The organism is Flavobacteriales bacterium (assembly GCA_021739695.1).
GTDB lineage: Bacteria > Bacteroidota > Bacteroidia > UBA10329 > UBA10329 > UBA10329.
Map to the genome: position 1 here is coordinate 1 of JAIPBM010000003.1, position 15,750 is coordinate 15,750.

Annotated in this window: 12 protein-coding genes; 4 read left to right on the forward strand and 8 right to left on the reverse strand. The window is 45.2% G+C overall.

Features of this window, described 5'->3' with window-relative positions:
* Nucleotides 1-247 precede the first annotated feature (247 nt).
* The 4 genes from K9J17_02275 (at nt 248) to K9J17_02290 (ending at nt 6,380) form a co-directional block, all read left to right on the forward strand.
* Nucleotides 248-1,822 (forward strand): sulfatase-like hydrolase/transferase, encoded by a 1,575-nt coding sequence (locus K9J17_02275; protein ID MCF8275534.1) that lies wholly within the window; start codon nt 248-250, stop codon nt 1,820-1,822.
* Between the two features lie 376 nt (nt 1,823-2,198).
* Nucleotides 2,199-3,377 (forward strand): DUF445 family protein, encoded by a 1,179-nt coding sequence (locus tag K9J17_02280; GenBank protein ID MCF8275535.1) that lies wholly within the window; start codon nt 2,199-2,201, stop codon nt 3,375-3,377.
* A gap of 180 nt (nt 3,378-3,557) precedes the next feature.
* A complete protein-coding gene (locus K9J17_02285; GenBank protein ID MCF8275536.1) occupies nt 3,558-4,973 on the forward strand; it encodes an amidase in 1,416 nt (471 codons plus the stop codon).
* 45 nt (nt 4,974-5,018) lie between these two features.
* Nucleotides 5,019-6,380: a cytochrome P450 gene (locus K9J17_02290; protein MCF8275537.1), complete on the forward strand. Its 1,362-nt coding sequence runs from the start codon at nt 5,019-5,021 to the stop codon at nt 6,378-6,380.
* 361 nt (nt 6,381-6,741) lie between these two features.
* On the opposite strand, the gene K9J17_02295 is transcribed toward K9J17_02290, so the two are convergent.
* The 8 genes from K9J17_02295 to K9J17_02330 form a co-directional block, all read right to left on the reverse strand.
* Entirely contained in the window at nt 6,742-7,479 is a 738-nt protein-coding gene (locus K9J17_02295; protein MCF8275538.1) for a hypothetical protein, read from the reverse strand.
* Nucleotides 7,480-7,484: 5 nt separating this feature from the next.
* Complete coding sequence (locus K9J17_02300) at nt 7,485-9,308, reverse strand: hypothetical protein (protein MCF8275539.1); 1,824 nt, start codon at nt 9,306-9,308, stop codon at nt 7,485-7,487.
* Between the two features lie 364 nt (nt 9,309-9,672).
* On the reverse strand, nt 9,673-10,071 hold the full coding sequence (locus tag K9J17_02305) for a hypothetical protein (protein MCF8275540.1): 399 nt from the start codon (nt 10,069-10,071) through the stop codon (nt 9,673-9,675).
* 159 nt (nt 10,072-10,230) lie between these two features.
* The gene (locus K9J17_02310) at nt 10,231-11,217 is read right to left on the reverse strand and encodes a nitronate monooxygenase family protein (protein MCF8275541.1); all 987 of its coding nucleotides are present in this window, start codon (nt 11,215-11,217) and stop codon (nt 10,231-10,233) included.
* A gap of 33 nt (nt 11,218-11,250) precedes the next feature.
* Nucleotides 11,251-11,886, reverse strand: coding sequence for a YceI family protein (locus K9J17_02315; protein MCF8275542.1), 636 nt, complete (start codon nt 11,884-11,886; stop codon nt 11,251-11,253).
* Nucleotides 11,887-11,928: 42 nt separating this feature from the next.
* On the reverse strand, nt 11,929-12,663 hold the full coding sequence (locus tag K9J17_02320; GenBank protein ID MCF8275543.1) for a phenylalanine 4-monooxygenase: 735 nt from the start codon (nt 12,661-12,663) through the stop codon (nt 11,929-11,931).
* 7 nt (nt 12,664-12,670) lie between these two features.
* Nucleotides 12,671-14,185: a DEAD/DEAH box helicase family protein gene (locus K9J17_02325; protein MCF8275544.1), complete on the reverse strand. Its 1,515-nt coding sequence runs from the start codon at nt 14,183-14,185 to the stop codon at nt 12,671-12,673.
* Nucleotides 14,186-14,270: 85 nt separating this feature from the next.
* Complete coding sequence (locus K9J17_02330) at nt 14,271-15,668, reverse strand: cytochrome P450 (GenBank protein ID MCF8275545.1); 1,398 nt, start codon at nt 15,666-15,668, stop codon at nt 14,271-14,273.
* Nucleotides 15,669-15,750: the final 82 nt, after the last annotated feature.

A 15,750-nucleotide genomic window follows, 5' to 3' on the forward strand; every position in this document is an offset into this window, starting at 1 on the left:
ATCTTGGTAGGTCAATCAGACGAGATTCCTCCCTTCGATAAAAACTCAGGGCAGGCTGCACCTCGGAATGACAGGACTACTGTCATGCTGACGAAGTGCCTGCCCTGAGCTTGTCGAAGGGAAGCATTTCTTTTACCATCTTGGTAGGTCAATCAAACGAGATTCCTCGTGCCTCGGAATGACAAAACCAATGTCATGTTTCGAAGTGCTATCTCAAGCCGATTTGAAAGGATTAATTTAGAGCACCATGAAGCTTCTCAAACCCATACTCATAAGCCTGTCCATTTTTCTGTTCCTGATCATCGGAGCCCTGCTGACCTGGTATTATCTACAAGGCCCAGCTCATCAAGGTCTGGTCCGTTCAGATTTTGCCGACAGACCATTCAAGATTGAAGAAATCGTTGATGTAACGCCCGTTGCCAATAAGCCGAATATCGTCTTCATTTTGGCGGATGACCTGGGTTATGGTGATGTTGGCTATAACCTGCAAACAGTGATCAACACCAAAAACCTGGATGCCTTCGCAAGCCAGAGCGTGGTGTTTACCAACTTTTACGCACCAGCCTCCATCTGCACACCTTCGCGCATCGGTTTCCTGTCTGGCAGATATGCGCTTCGGCAAGGTTTGGCATATCCTTTTCATCATGTTAATGGCAGTTTGGTGATGAACATTGGTAGTCGCGTGGCCAATGTTTTAGGAGCGGTGGATATGCGTGGCGAGCACAACATCATCAACGGCATCATGCCATCAGAACTCATCATTCCTGAACTGTTGAAGCTTGCCAACTACCGAACAGGTGTTGTGGGAAAATGGCATTTGGGCACCATTTCGCAGGATGATCAATTTCATCCATTCCATCATGGTTTCGATTATTTCGTAGGCCTCGAAGCTTCGAATGACGATTGGCCGGTGGCGTTTTACGACAACGACAAGAAAGTACTGGATGATATTGGCCTGAACCAAGCGCATTATACCCAGTTGTTTACGGATGCTGCGAAGACGTTCATTGATCAGAACAAGGATGAACCCTTCTTTCTTTACTTGGCGCACAAAGACCCGCACCAACCTTTCTTCCCTTCTCAAGGATTTAAAGGGAAGTCTAAAGCAGGTGCCTATGGCGATGCAGTAGAAGAATTTGACCACAGTGTGGGTCAAGTACTCGATTACTTGGATAGCCTCGGCCTAACGGAAAACACCATCGTTGTGATTACCAGCGATAATGGTCCTTGGTTCGAAGGAAATCCGTGTGGTCTGAGAGGCAGAAAAGGCCAAGTATTTGAAGGTGGCTATCGCGTGCCGTTCATGATCCGTTACCCCAAAAAGATAAAATCGGCCTACAGAACAGACATTCCCGCCATGGGAATCGACCTCTTGCCTACCCTTGTGGCAGAAGCAGGCGTTTCGTTGCCGAAAGATAGGATCATTGATGGGCGCAATCTGTTCGATATCCTGGCCGACAGCTCCGAAACGGGTCTTGGCAGAAATCGTCCGTTGTTCTTCTTTCACGATTACGCTTTTGAAGCCGTGAGAATGGGCGATTGGAAGTTCATTGAGACCAATTATAGCTACACATGGCCTGTGCCTTTAGAACATCCGAATTATTCAACGAAGGAATTTGTGCCGACCTATTCTCCGCCAGAAAAGGACACCACCATTAACCGACTGGACAATTGGCCAAAGCTGTACAATTTGAAGGAAAGTCCATATGAAGCATACAATCTGAACACGAGGAACGAGCAAAAAGGCAAGGACATGCAGCGAGTGCTCACTGAATTCAGAAATGAGTTCTTGAAGAATCCAAGAGGTTGGCGTGAGTATTGAATTCACTTATTGACTTGCGGCAGTTCCTCAGGGTGACATAGGTCTATTGCGTAATTCAACTGGCTGTCATGCAGAGGCACGAAGCATCTAGTGTATCATTTATAATGTTGGGAAGAGCCTGAGACTTCTCGTTCCTCGAAGTGACAAGCCGAATCCTAATCTCATCTGTCATGCAGACGAAGGAAGCATCTCTTTTGCTAAGCAAAGACTCCTCGTGCATCCGAGTGACAGGAGTATATGTTTTTCAGAACATGAAACTTATGGTTTGTACCTAGCATCCAATAATTCGAATCTGATTATCTTTCCAAGCGTTTGAACCACCATAAATAATCCGACCATCGAACTCTGGGAAACATATAGCTACCTCCTGCCCTACGTGGCAATACCAATCACGAGCGGCATCGTGGGATGGGGCACCAATTGGTTGGCCATACACATGACCTTTTACCCGGTTGAGTTCGTTGGTATAAAACCCTACTTAGGTTGGCAAGGAATTGTGCCTTCCAAGGCAGCTAAGATGGCTGAGAAGTCGGTTGACCTGATGACCTCTAAGCTGATTGATGTTCAAGATGTATTTGGAAAGCTTGAACCAAAACGGGTGGCACAAGATCTACAGCCAGTGCTGAATACCTTGGCCCGTCAGATGATTGACGAGATCATGACGCAAGAAGCACGATTGATGTGGCTTGCAACACCAGCGCTGGTTAAAGAAGGAATTTACCGCCAAGCCGTTTCGCAAATGCCGGAAGTGGCTGAAGAAATGATGCTGGACATTAGAGACAACATCGAAGAATTCCTCGACCTGAAAGGATTGGTGGTTGAACATCTTACCAAAGACAAATCGCTCACAAACGAGATATTCCTCAAGTGCGGAGCCGAAGAATTCAAGTTCATCAAATCCTCGGGACTCTACTTCGGCTTCCTTTTCGGAATCATTCAAGCCATCGTTTGGTACTTCAACGATTCGTGGTGGTTGCTACCTCTAGGCGGTCTTATTGTAGGTTGGGCAACCAATTGGCTGGCACTTAAGATGATCTTCAACCCGAAGAAGGAAATCAACATCTTGGGCATTAAGATCCATGGCCTTTTCATCAAGCGCCAGCGAGAAGTTGCCACGGAATACTCCAAGATCGTTTCGTCCAAGATCCTGACCGTAGAACGCATGTTCGATCGGATATTCAGAGGCAAAGCTTCTGACAAGATGGTCAGCATACTTCATGGACATATCAAACGCGCCATAGACGATCAGATCGGTCTTTCGAGAGCCATCTATCAGATATTTGCAGGAACTAAGAAATACGACCAACTCAAGGACATGGCGGCCAATCGTTTTGTAGAGAGCCTCCCCCATTCCATTCATCGCACCTTCGATTATGCGGAAAATGCCTTGGATCTTGAAACCACCATGCGCGAGAAAATGTCTGAACTTTCTCCCGATGAGTTTGAAGCGGTTCTTCGTCCTGCCTTTCAAGAAGACGAATGGATTCTCATTCTCGTAGGCGCCATTCTTGGTGGTTTGGCCGGAGTTGGGCAACTTGTTTTCCTCTTTTCGTGAGATGTTGATTTCCAATTTTAAAGGATTTGCGAGGAACAATTACCGATTAACGATTTGCGATTGGTCCACTGCGGAGCTAACATAAATCGTTAATCGCCATTCGCTAATCGTTCATCGATATTCTTTTTTTCCTTTTCACTGGTCGCTATTCACTATTCGCTAATCACTAATTTAGAATCCATGAATAAACGTGTGAATGCCTTTGCGGACGATGCGCTTGGAAACCTTGATGCAACGGGTGTTGCAGAGGCCATTGCGAAAAAAGAAATCTCGGTTCAAGAAGCCATCGAAGCTGCCATAAAGCGTTCGGAAAAGGTAGATCCCGATCTGAATGCCATCATCGTTAAAACCTATGATGATGCGCGGAAATACGACCGATTGAATACAAAAGGCGCGTTCTATGGTGTACCTACCTTCTTTAAGGATACAGATAACATCAAAGGCTATCCGACCCAATTGGGAACAGGCTCCTTTAAAGCGAAGAAGGCAAAACGTAACAGTCGCTTCGTCAATCAATTTCTTTCTACGGGAGTAAGCTACTTGGGAAAAACCACTTTGCCTGAATTCGGTCTATTGTGCAGCACGGAGAACGAAAAATGGTCCATTACCCGAAATCCTTGGAACACGGATTACACTTCGGGCGGTTCATCGTCTGGCTCATCGGCATTGGTTGCCAGCGGAGCGGTTCCGATTGCATCAGGCAATGATGGTGCTGGTTCCATTCGAATTCCAGCTGCCATTTGCGGCTTGGTCGGTTTAAAACCAACTCGAGATCGGGTATACGGAATTGATGGCACCGACCTGATGCCAATTCAGATCATTCACCAAGGCGTGCTTACGCGATCGGTACGTGATACCGCTACCTTTTTCAGCGAAGCCGAAAAGTTCTATCAGAATCCACGCATGCCCAAATTGGGTCACATCAGCCATGCTAGCAAGAAAAGACTTCGCATTGCCTTCGTCAATAATCTGACGGATGGCGCAACGGGACACCAAGATGCTGACACCTACAAGCTGCAGATGGAAACGGCCCAACTGCTCGAATCACTCGGGCATAGCGTTGTGCAGGTTCCTTTGCCCATTGATGTAGATACCATGGTGGGGCATTTCCTCAATTACTACGGATTCTTGGCCTATATGTCGAGTCACATGGGAAGGCTTGTGGTTCAAACCAAGGTAGATAAGACGCAGATTGAACCATTTACCATGGGACTGAGCAAACGCTTTAAGGCCAATGCACTCAGACTTCCTGCCAGCATTCGCGCCATGCGTAAATTGGGACACGAATCCGGCAAGATGTTCGAAAACTATGATGTGGTGATGACGCCTGTGCTTTCGCACAAAACACCGAAGATCGGCTACTTCTCTCCCGAGTTGCCTTACGAAGAAGTCACGAAAAGAGCCATTGAATTCGCTACCTACACCGGTCTGTATAACGTAACGGGAGAACCAGCCATCTCCCTCCCACTCGGTAAAGATTCGGATGGAATGCCGCTAGGTGTTCAGTTTGCCGCGCCTTATGGCGAAGACAAACGCCTATTGGAATTGGCCTTCGAACTCGAAGCCGCCAAACCATTTCGTGTGATGGGTTCTTAGGTCCATCTCCAAGAAGCCATTACCTAATACCTAACTCCTATCACCTTGTCCGCTACCAAGCCCATCGTTCCGCACATTTCGCTACTCAAGATCCTTGTCAACCTTCCGAAGTTTATCGGCAACCCGGCCATTTCCTTCAAAGAGGTCTTAGATAAGCACAATGGCGTGGTTACCATGGATCTTCCGTACAACTCTGTTCTGGCAACCGACAGACCGGAACTGATGAGACATGTACTTCAACAAAACAATCGCAACTACATCAAAACCAGCATTGTAAGAGACTTACTGAAGAAGCAACTGGGCAACGGGCTACTTACTTCTGAAGGAGACTATTGGCTTAAACAACGGAGAGCCATCCAACCCGGGTTTCATCGCAAACGATTGGAAGGCATCGCTTCCATCATGGTAGCTGAGATCAATAAATACCTTGATGACGTCTTCGACAGCTACGCAGAGACCGAACAGGAAATAGACATCGCCAAAGAGATGACCACTTTGGCCTTCAAGATCGTTTCCAAAAGTCTGTTCGGGCAAGAAGCAGAAGATGACAAGTTGGATGTGATTGAAGAGATCGTATCTCAAAGCCAACAGTTTATGGTCGATCAGGTGCGCAAGCCCATGCTCAAACCGTGGTATCGCATCAGCGGTGCCTACACCCGAAATCAGCAGGTAAAGGAAAAAGGCGATGCCTTGGTGATGGAGATCATCCACCAGAGACAACAATCCACTGAAGAGCATCACGATCTGCTGGACATGCTCATCCAGACCAGATACGAAGATGGTTCTGGCATGACCGATCAACAACTGCTCGATGAAGCCATCATACTCTACGTGGCAGGTCACGAAACCTCGGCCAATGCCATGGCCTGGCTTTGGTACCTCTTGGGCACGCATCCCGAAATTGAAGAGAAGGTTCTCCGATCAGTAAACGAAAGCATTGGCGATAAAGCCCCATCCTTCGAAAACCTGCGCGACCTTGGCTATTGCCTGCAAGTAGTGGAAGAAACCATGCGCCTCTACCCTCCTGCTTGGATCATCGATCGCGAACCCCTAGAAGATGATGAGTTCGAAGGCATTCCCATCAAGAAAGGAAAAGATGTGATCTGTTTCATCTATGGCGTGCATCGCAGCGAACGCTACTGGAGCAACCCTACCAAGTTCGACCCCGAACGCTTCTCAGCAGAAAACAAGGCCAAACAGATTCCCTTCTCCTACATGCCATTTGGTGGCGGACCTAGGCTTTGCATCGGCAACAGCTTCGCCCTTATGGAAATGCAATTCGTACTGGCCATGATGATCAAACGTTACCACTTCGAGGTCATCAAAGATCAGGTCATCGACATCAACCCAATGGTTACCCTACGACCTAAGTACGGCATCAAGGTCATCGTCAGAAAGAGAAACTAAGCATTTCAGACTAACCCATTCGTGCTAGTCTTTTTAAACTCATCTCTTCAAACTAACATATATATGCTAGTCTCATTGGTCTAATCCGTGAGTGTTAGTCTCTTCGTCTTAATCCGTTTGATCTAACTTATATGTACTAGTCTCTTTGGTCTAATTCCTAAATGCAAACACCTAACTCCTAATATCTCAATGTGTACTTACCAGACTTCAGGGTGCGCATGTGCATCTTGCATCTCGATGACATATTTTCTATTGCCCAAGTAATCTATTCAGGTAGATCTATTTGAACCTTCCCGTACATGCTTAAGTTCTTTGCCAACTCAAAATGCCATGATTTTCACTTTTAAAGGCCACTTAAATTTTAGTTGATTACCACAAGCTTAACTTGCTTAGATTCAATCGTATCTCCAGCTTGGTCTAACGTGCGGGCAATAAAATCAATTTCTCCTGCATAAGAATTCACTCCCGTAAACACGAACGTATTGATCGCCTTTCCCTCTGCATTCGAACTACGCTCTACTGCCTGAAGGAAACCAGGAACTGATGTGTTTGCTGACACTTCAAACATCACCGCATGGTATTTGCTTGGCACCCCACCGTTGGCTGTCTCCATTTCAGCTGTTAGAGTGATCTCTGCCACCGTGTCGTTTTTCAAATAGAACGGGCTTACAGTCAAGTCTATACCGGTCGGATATGCCTGCTTGTAAAATACCGTATCCGTTCTTTCATAAACAGATAATTCGGTAGTCAGTACATTATCTTTTACCGAAGAGGTAGAAATCATCGTAACAGATATATAGCAGGCATCCAACGAATCAGTAAGCATACTCACGTTCGTATGAAGCACATCCGAACCCGACTTTTCAAATGTGCAATTGCTGCATTTCAAGCTCAGTTTGGTCAGATTGGTATCTGCATCTATTGGAAAGCGATAAGTAACGATAGAAGCGCTTTTACCATCGGCTAAAATGGAATCTGCGCTAAGCGTTACGTCAAGCTCACCAAAGATGGCTTTGGCTGTATAGTCATAATCGGTTTCACGGTAGCAACCAGTAAGTACTAAAAGCACTAAAAGGGAAAAAAGGAATGTGTTTTTCATGGCTATTACTTAAAAATGGAAATGAGATCTTTCGCGGCATCCAACAGATCAAAGTCGATGGAAAGGCCAACGTAAGGCATGGCAGTCAATTGTTTATTCGAATTGAAGGGCTCCGGGTTGTCTCGTCTATAAAACATGGCACCAACACTCAGGTTAACGACATTGGAAAACCGGAAACCATAGCCAACCAAGAAATTCATGTTCTTGTAGATATCAAATCGGGTCTTACCATCCGAAATCGTTATTGGCGAGTACGACACGTTCACAGACGACCGATGCCAAAAGGTCTTAAACTGAATATGTCTGAAGGCTAGATTAGGATCAAGTGGTCTCAAATTGAAGCGCAATCCAAAAAACGGAACAACCGAATTAAAAGCACCAGAGCCATTCAGAACATTGCGTGCATAAGCAACACCAAAATCAGGTCGTACATTGAATTTACCTTTGGTGTTTACGGTCGTAGCTCCTTCAGAAGTTCCTTGAATACTGGTAGCAATGAACTTGTTCATTGGCTTAGTGAAATACTCACGGGTGCCAACTAGCCTGCTCTCAATCGTCTCAATATTCTTGAGCCGTTGCTTGATTTTTCTTTTCTCTTTGTCACTTGTATCCTTACTGTCATGAAGGACCTTCAAACGATGATTTACTAGCGCATAAGTATTCTTCAACTTATAATTTGTTATATCATTCAACAATTTCGCGCGTTTTTCAAGATATGAATTCGTATTCTTCAGATGGTCATAAAGAGAACGTAACAGCACTACACTATTCTCACACAATACCGAACTAGGACCATACGAACCAAGCGTTATCCGTTCTACAATGGTAATCGTATGCTCCAGGTTCTTTTTTCTGTTCGAAACATCTACTTTTTCCACTGTATCGGTCAAATTCTTAAAGTCTATGGGTAATTGTCCACTGGCAATCCACGACTTATAAGTTACAGCTGAAGGCAGAATGTATGAAGAATCAAGTTTTAGAATCTGCATATGAGACTGTTTAGAACCGCAACCATCACATAGCTCTATTAGCTTAGGAAAAACTGTAGTACCATAACATTTTAGAAAGGATTCTAAAGAATTATCTAAACTACCGGTCGTATTGATATTAGTGTACATTACATTTAAATCGTTAAACTGCCGTATTAAATATTTTCTCTTTGTTACCTCAGGATCTATTCGCTCAAAGCAGGCTAATTTCGCTAATGCTTCCTTCAATTTCCCATTCCTCGCAAACTCAAGGATTTTCTGAGCCTCCAGATCTCGATTTTCCATTGCAAGTGGCGCACATTTGTTTGAGTCTAACTCCAAAATTTCTTTGGTTCCACCAAATAGACCCTTGAGATATCGTTGGTTTTTCTCCGTTCGATGATTGGAGACTGCGGGTCTTCTGATAATTTTATCAACTTCATGTTCAACTTCTGAGCTGGAAGCTTCAAATTCATAGTTCACAACATACTTCCGGTTAGCCATTAATGGAAACACCTTTAGCAGAACATAATTGGTCGAGTCAATAATATTACCTGTGGGTTGTCCATTTTTATCATCAGTGTAGACGTAAAGCACGGGCTCACCTATCGAGTCATTCATATCATTGGTCACATGAATAGCCTTTGGCCCCCCACCATAAGTCTTATTGATTCGGTCTTTCTCTGCACGAGAGAATATTTTGGCAACTTGGGTTTTTCCTAACCACCATGCCTTCCCCATGCGCTTTATAGAAGCCCTCGTTAGCGTCAGCCCCTTCTCCTTAGGAATCTTCAGATAAAACTCCTGATCAAAAGGCATGGCCTCTTTCGGTGCGCGCGTTTGCGGATCTATTTCAACCACCTTCGTCTGGCCGAAAGACATACTGTAAAATGCAGTGAAGAGAATTACGAGCGTAGCGCCTTTAAGAAAAGAAGCGCGCTTCAATGGTTGGGAAGTGGGTATCATGGGTCAGTCAATTCAAAGGTTTTAAACATCTTGTTGGAAATTTATTAATTCCTTTTAAAAGACGTGTATTATCGATGATAATATGACTGAAAATAGCTATCCAAAACCTCAAAAATGACTGTTATTGGTTACCACGAACAGCCTACATTCTTCTTTTCTCTATTACAGCTCACATCTTCTTCCAACATCACCACAAAAAACAAAAGGGTTCTGGAATGTTCCAGAACCCTTTTCAATCTATAAGAGAGAGAGTAGTTAATTACTCTTTGTCGTCATCATCTTCATCTCCGTCTTCATCAGCTACATCATCGTCAGCATCATCGGCCTCATCCGTATCTGTTACTTCCACCTCATCGGCCACATCCACGTCATCATACTTGTCTTCGTACTCTTCTCGTGCCTCATCGGTCAAGTTGCCATCCTCATCGTAATCTTCATCATCTTCAATGATACTTTGGGCTTCTGCCACGGTCATACGCACCAAATAGTATCTATCGTCAGTCTCAAACGGCAACGCAGAAACCTTTTTTCCTTCAGCATTCACAAACGAAACTAGGTTTTCTTCAAATCCGAAGGGATAGTGAAGTTTGATCATTTCCCTGACCGCTGGGTCAAGTTTTTCATAGTCTTTTACTACTCGTGGTTTGCTACTGCTCATTCGTTTTTATTTTCTGCGTTATACAACGACTTATGATATTGGTTACGGGTTCAAAACAATAAAAAATTATTACAACTCTCGTTGATCAATAAAGATTTGCTCAACGTTTTCAATCTTAAAAGGATTCAACAAAAAGAACCTTGCATAAATGTGCAACCATCAGGCTTTTTGTCTGTACGATTCAAGCAGTTGTTCTTGCGCTTCCAGCGCATCTAAGAACTCGCTTTTCAAACGTGCTACAAGCTCCCCTACGGGAATGTTATCGTGCACAGTGGCAACTCCCTGCCCAGCCGACCATAAGGTCTTCCAGGCTTTGGCTTCGGCCATCGCAGCATCCATCTCTTTTCCGAAATCCATCTTGGCTTTCTTACTCCACATCTCTTCGGTAATGCCCATGGCCTCCAAACTAGGTCGAAGGAAATTGGCCTCCACACCCGAAACAGCAGCTGTATGCACAATATCGCTTGCGCCACTCTCAATGATCATATCGCGGTAGCCTTCGCTTGCGCGACTTTCCGTGGTATTGATGAAACGGGTTCCAACCCAAGCAAGGTCTGCACCCATTTGCATGGCAGAAGCAATATCTCGCCCATTGCTGATGCATCCGGCAAGCAGAATGGTCTTCTTAAAGAATGATCGGATCTCTTGCACAAATGGCATCGGGTTCAGCGTCCCGGCATGACCACCGGCACCAGCTGCCACCAATATCAATCCATCTACACCTGCTTCGGCAGCTTTCTCTGCGTGGCGCTTCTTGATCACATCATGAAACACCAGACCGCCATAGCTATGCACCGCTTCTACCAACTGCGAAACAGCACCCAAAGAAGTAATGATCAACGGAACTTTGTGCTTCATGCACACTTCCAGATCGGCCTGAACCCGTGGGTTCGTAAAATGCACGATCAGATTCACCCCGAATGGAGCGGCTTTCTTCCCTGTTTCCTTTTCAAAGGCCGCCAACGCTTCCTTTATCTCTACCACCCACTCTTCAAAACCTTCAGTTGTGCGTTGGTTCAAGGCAGGAAACGTTCCTACCACACCATTTTTACAACATTCAATAACGATCTCAGGTCCAGAGATCAAGAACATAGGTGCTGCCACTACCGGAAGGGCAAGATCATTCAGAAAGGCCGGTTTACTCATGTCTGTAAGCTGATATTGATGGATATAGAAGTATTATTCGCAGGTTTTGCTGATAGCAGCACTGATGTCCAGTTTCACATCTGGCCACAGTTTGCTCACACCATCAGCTCCTTTGTGTAGATCATTACAGACTTTATTCAAGGCATCTGCACTTTCAAGTGCATTCCAATCTGCCAATGAAATAATACCGGAAAGCGTGACCAAACTATCACTTGCACTCACCTCAAATGCTGTTGTATCTGTTACACCATTCATGGTGATGGCAACGCTCATTACTTCTTCCTCTACTCCGATAACGCGTCCAGTCAATGTGGCCGTTTCGCTCATTGTACCGAAAAAGTGTTCGAAAATCTTCTTGTCCCGATCAGGATTAGCCGAATTGACGCTGCTTACTGGAATTGAAAAGCTAGCGTTGCTGAATACATCAACAATGGTATTGGCAGCTTTGGTCCCGGCAATGTTCAAGGTATCAAACGTACCCGAAACGCCCACTTTCTCGGTGGTCTTAAAAGCCGTCCATTTCACAGCTAGTGATCCAGTGCTGTAATCGAATGTGCAAGGTTTTGCTTCTGCAGAAGCATCTTCTGTGGTATCGGCACTTTTTTGGTCTCCGCAAGAGATCAATGCCATCAAAAGAATAAATGCTCCAGTGTATTGGAATAGTTTCATGTCAGTAGTGTTTTTGAATGAGGGCGCTAAGTTGCTAAAATCTCAATGGCCATGCACATAAACTGCAAGTTGATTTCGAATTTCCGGTATCGAGTCATACAATTGCTCAAACGAATCGATCACGAAGTAGCGTTCCTGCATCACATCCGTCCTAAAATCGGTGTTGAATATCCGTTCCACATCAAAATCGAGCTTTTCAACCGAGTCACTCAGGCAGTTTTTCGTTTCTCCGTAAGACGACATGATGCCTGCACCATAGATCTTCAGCTCATTGGCCTCTCGTATCAAGCCGAATTCAATGGTAAACCAATAGATCCGACCAAGCAACGCAATAGCCTTAGGATCATGCGTATACTCCAGTGCAATATGACTGATGGCATGAAAGAAATCGGTATATGCCACATTGCTTAGCAAGGGAACATGACCGAATACATCATGGAACATATCTGGCTCTTCCAGATAGTCCAGTTGCTCCATCTTCCTTAACCAACAGGTGGCCGTAAATTGCTTTTGAGAGAGAAATGTGAAGAAGTCTTTCTGTTCGCTGATGTTCGGAACAGTCGTCAATCGCCATCCGGTCAATGGTTTCAATGCCGCTTCAATCTCCTCAAAATCCGGAATCCTGTCAGGAGAAAACCCGATCACGTCCAGTGCTTTCAGGTATTCTCTCGAAGCGCTTTCGCGAAGCAACGAAGTCTGCCGCTCGTAAAGCGTTCTCCAAACTTCAAAATCCTCTTGGGTATAGTTGCTATAGATCTGTGCTGTTGGTCGCTGCACGCCTATCTCAGTTCACAAGTTGATACTCCTGAATTAACCGAACGTATACTTTTCGCTTGTATTCCTCCTGTAGCCACTTCACATAGCTAGGCGTGGTCTTGGCCAAGCAATGACTGTACTTCCGAACTCGGTATTCGATCTCCTCTTTGAGCAGCGCGGCCAATTCTTTGGCATCCCAAAGGTCTTCGGCATTCTCAATACAGATACGTACATGCTGATCAACCGATTGTTCAATCACCACCTTTGGTCGTTCTGCCATGCGGATAGATAATTCGTAAGCCTCCACAATATCAAAGTCGATATCAGCCGATTTCTTGAATCGGTCACGTATCTCTTGGGGCATCTTGTATTTGAATTCGCGCTGAATCTCTTCATCGGAGCGAATGCTGTTCAAATGCATCTCCGGATGACGGAATATATGATCCCAATTGATGTAAGCTTCCCAAAGTCCGAAACGTGCAACGTTGTTTCCAAGATCAATAACTGTGAACTCTTCCTTATTGCTCAGAATCCGCGAACCGCGACCGATCATTTGAAAATACAAGGTCAACGAACGAGTCGCTCTGTTCAGAATGATGGCCTCAACAGTCGGTTCATCAAAACCTGTGGTAAGAATTCCAACCGATGTCAAAATGGCATTGGGCGTGTGCTTAAACCATTTCAATATCTCCCTTCTTTCTGCAGGAGTGTTCTTATTGTCAAGATGTTTGATAGGAAGCCCCGCTTGTTCAAACGTGACACACACTTGCTGAGATGTTTTAATGCCATTGTTGAAGATAAGCGTCTTCTTACCACGGCAATTGTCCTGATACGCACGCAACAACTGGCTTTGCATGGTGTAATCAGAGTAGAGTTCTTCAGAAGAACGAACCGTATAATCTCCGTTGATACCAATATTGAGCGAACTCAGGTTCAGATCGTAGGAAAAGGTTTTGGCTTTGGCCAAATACTTCATGTCAATCAATGATTGAATCGATTCGCCTACAATAAGCTCATCGTAATTCTCATTCATCGGCAACGTGACGTTCGAACTCAAAGGCGTAGCTGTTACTCCAAGGATGGTACTTCCATCAAAGAACTTGAGCAGTTTCCCAAACGAGTTGTAATGCGCCTCATCAATGATGACCAGACCAACGTCTTGCAACTCAAACGCGTCATCATTCAAGCGATTATTGAGGGTCTCTACCATCGCCACAAAGCACTGGTATTCATCCTGATCTTCCAGGTCTTTCACCTCACTGGTAATGACCTTGTTGCGTACGGTAAAGGTTTCCAGCATGCGGGAAGTCTGTCCCAAAAGCTCTATCCTGTGGGTAAGGATCATCACCTTCTTGCCCGTATCGGCAATGTACTTTCTTGCTATCTCGGAGAAAATAACGGTCTTTCCACCACCAGTAGGCAACTGAAAAAGTAGATTGAATGGCTCCTTGCGGTCATACAATCGATCAAAAATGCGATGCAACGCCCTCTTCTGATACTCGTAAAGCTCCTTCCCCACTCCAATTTCGGAGTCATCTTCCATCATATTGCGCTCGTTATCGACCAAACGGCAATACTACGCACTTTCTTACGAATGGTTGAAGCTGAAGAAAGAAATTCTGAAGAAGTTATGACACAGGGTCCGCGCCTGTCAAAACCATTTTCATATGAGGCGAAGGTCGCATGGTTATCAAAGGCTCTTTCCTGAACTCAAAGCCAGGCGATTTGCGAAGTTTAAGTGCACGGACCAACATCGGCACGATCAGTTGCATCTCCATCAACGCAAAGTTGTTGCCGATGCAAAGTCTCGGACCGCCACCAAATGGGAAATACGCAAACTTGTGGCGCCCTTTTGCATTCTCCTTACTGAAACGCTCAGGAATGAACTTCAATGGTTCGTCCCAGATCTTCGGGTCGCGATGAATATAGTACACCGGAATAAGGCAATTGGTGTTTTCCGGAATGTGGTAATCGCCTAAACGATCATCTCCCAAAGTATGCCGTCCGATAACCCACGCTGGAGGATACAACCGAAGCGTTTCATCCACCACCATTCTTGCATATTCCAAGGCATGAAGGTCTTCCAACGTTGGTGTTCTACCGTTCAAAACCCGCTTTTCTTCTTCCGCAAGCTTCTCTTCCACTTCAGGGTTTTCTTCCAAGCAATGCATAAACCAAGTAAGTGCTACGGCAGTGGTTTCATGTCCAGCTAGAAAGATGGTGATCACCTCATCCTGAATCTGCTTGTTGCTCATCTTCTCGCCCGTATCGGCATCTTCCACCTCCATCAGCATGGCCAACAGATCATCATAATCATCTGTCGATTTCCTTCGCTTCTCAATGATATCGGCCACTACTTGCTTGATCGCGTCATATCCTTGCTTTTCGCGCTGTACACTTGGCAACGGCATCCAATAAGGCAAGGGAAAAGGATTGATCACACGATTGATAAGGTTCTCGTTGGCCCTGTCAAACTCGCGATTCACTACGTCCATCGCATCGCTCACATCACTACTGAACATACCTCGGCACACAATATCCAAGGTCATTTCCATCATGCCTTTAGAGACGTCAACTTCTGTTCCTATAGGCAAAGCGCTCCATTTATCAACCAATTCCTGCCCAGCTTCGGTCATTATCTGAACGAATGTTGCCAATCGATCACGATGAAAACCAGGTTGAAGCAATCTGCGTTGCTTGCGCCAAAAGTCACCTTCGCTTGTCAATAGCCCTTCGCCCAAAAGCACTTTCAGCACCTTGTAGCCATGGCTCTTTACATAGTTCTTATTGTTGTCTTGCATGATGTGCTTCACCATCTCAGGATCAGACACGATAACCACTTTATCAAAGTCGCTGATAAAAGGGAAAAAGATGGATCTGATCTGAAACACACCACCCATCATAGGAATGTATTTTTCGCAAAACACGATCGGATCTTCCGCAAACAAACGGGCACTTCCTATAGGCCAACCATCTGTCACCATCGGGGGCAATGGCAGTTGTTTTACGGGTGCTTCTTTTTCCATTTGGCTGCGTTTAAGGAATCAATAAATCCGTTCCTAAAGTAGCGTTTTGTTCGGGCTCAGCGCAGGTTGACTCCATATCGTT

Excerpts from the sequence above, each read along its gene's own strand:
- K9J17_02275 (MCF8275534.1), top strand. The coding sequence starts at position 248 with ATGAAGCTTCTCAAACCCATACTCATAAGCCTGTCCATTTTTCTGTTC.
- K9J17_02285 (MCF8275536.1), top strand. The coding sequence starts at position 3,558 with ATGAATAAACGTGTGAATGCCTTTGCGGACGATGCGCTTGGAAACCTT.
- K9J17_02295 (MCF8275538.1), bottom strand. The coding sequence starts at position 7,479 with ATGAAAAACACATTCCTTTTTTCCCTTTTAGTGCTTTTAGTACTTACT.
- K9J17_02305 (MCF8275540.1), bottom strand. The coding sequence starts at position 10,071 with ATGAGCAGTAGCAAACCACGAGTAGTAAAAGACTATGAAAAACTTGAC.
- K9J17_02310 (MCF8275541.1), bottom strand. The coding sequence starts at position 11,217 with ATGAGTAAACCGGCCTTTCTGAATGATCTTGCCCTTCCGGTAGTGGCA.
- K9J17_02315 (MCF8275542.1), bottom strand. The coding sequence starts at position 11,886 with ATGAAACTATTCCAATACACTGGAGCATTTATTCTTTTGATGGCATTG.
- K9J17_02325 (MCF8275544.1), bottom strand. The coding sequence starts at position 14,185 with ATGGAAGATGACTCCGAAATTGGAGTGGGGAAGGAGCTTTACGAGTAT.
- K9J17_02330 (MCF8275545.1), bottom strand. The coding sequence starts at position 15,668 with ATGGAAAAAGAAGCACCCGTAAAACAACTGCCATTGCCCCCGATGGTG.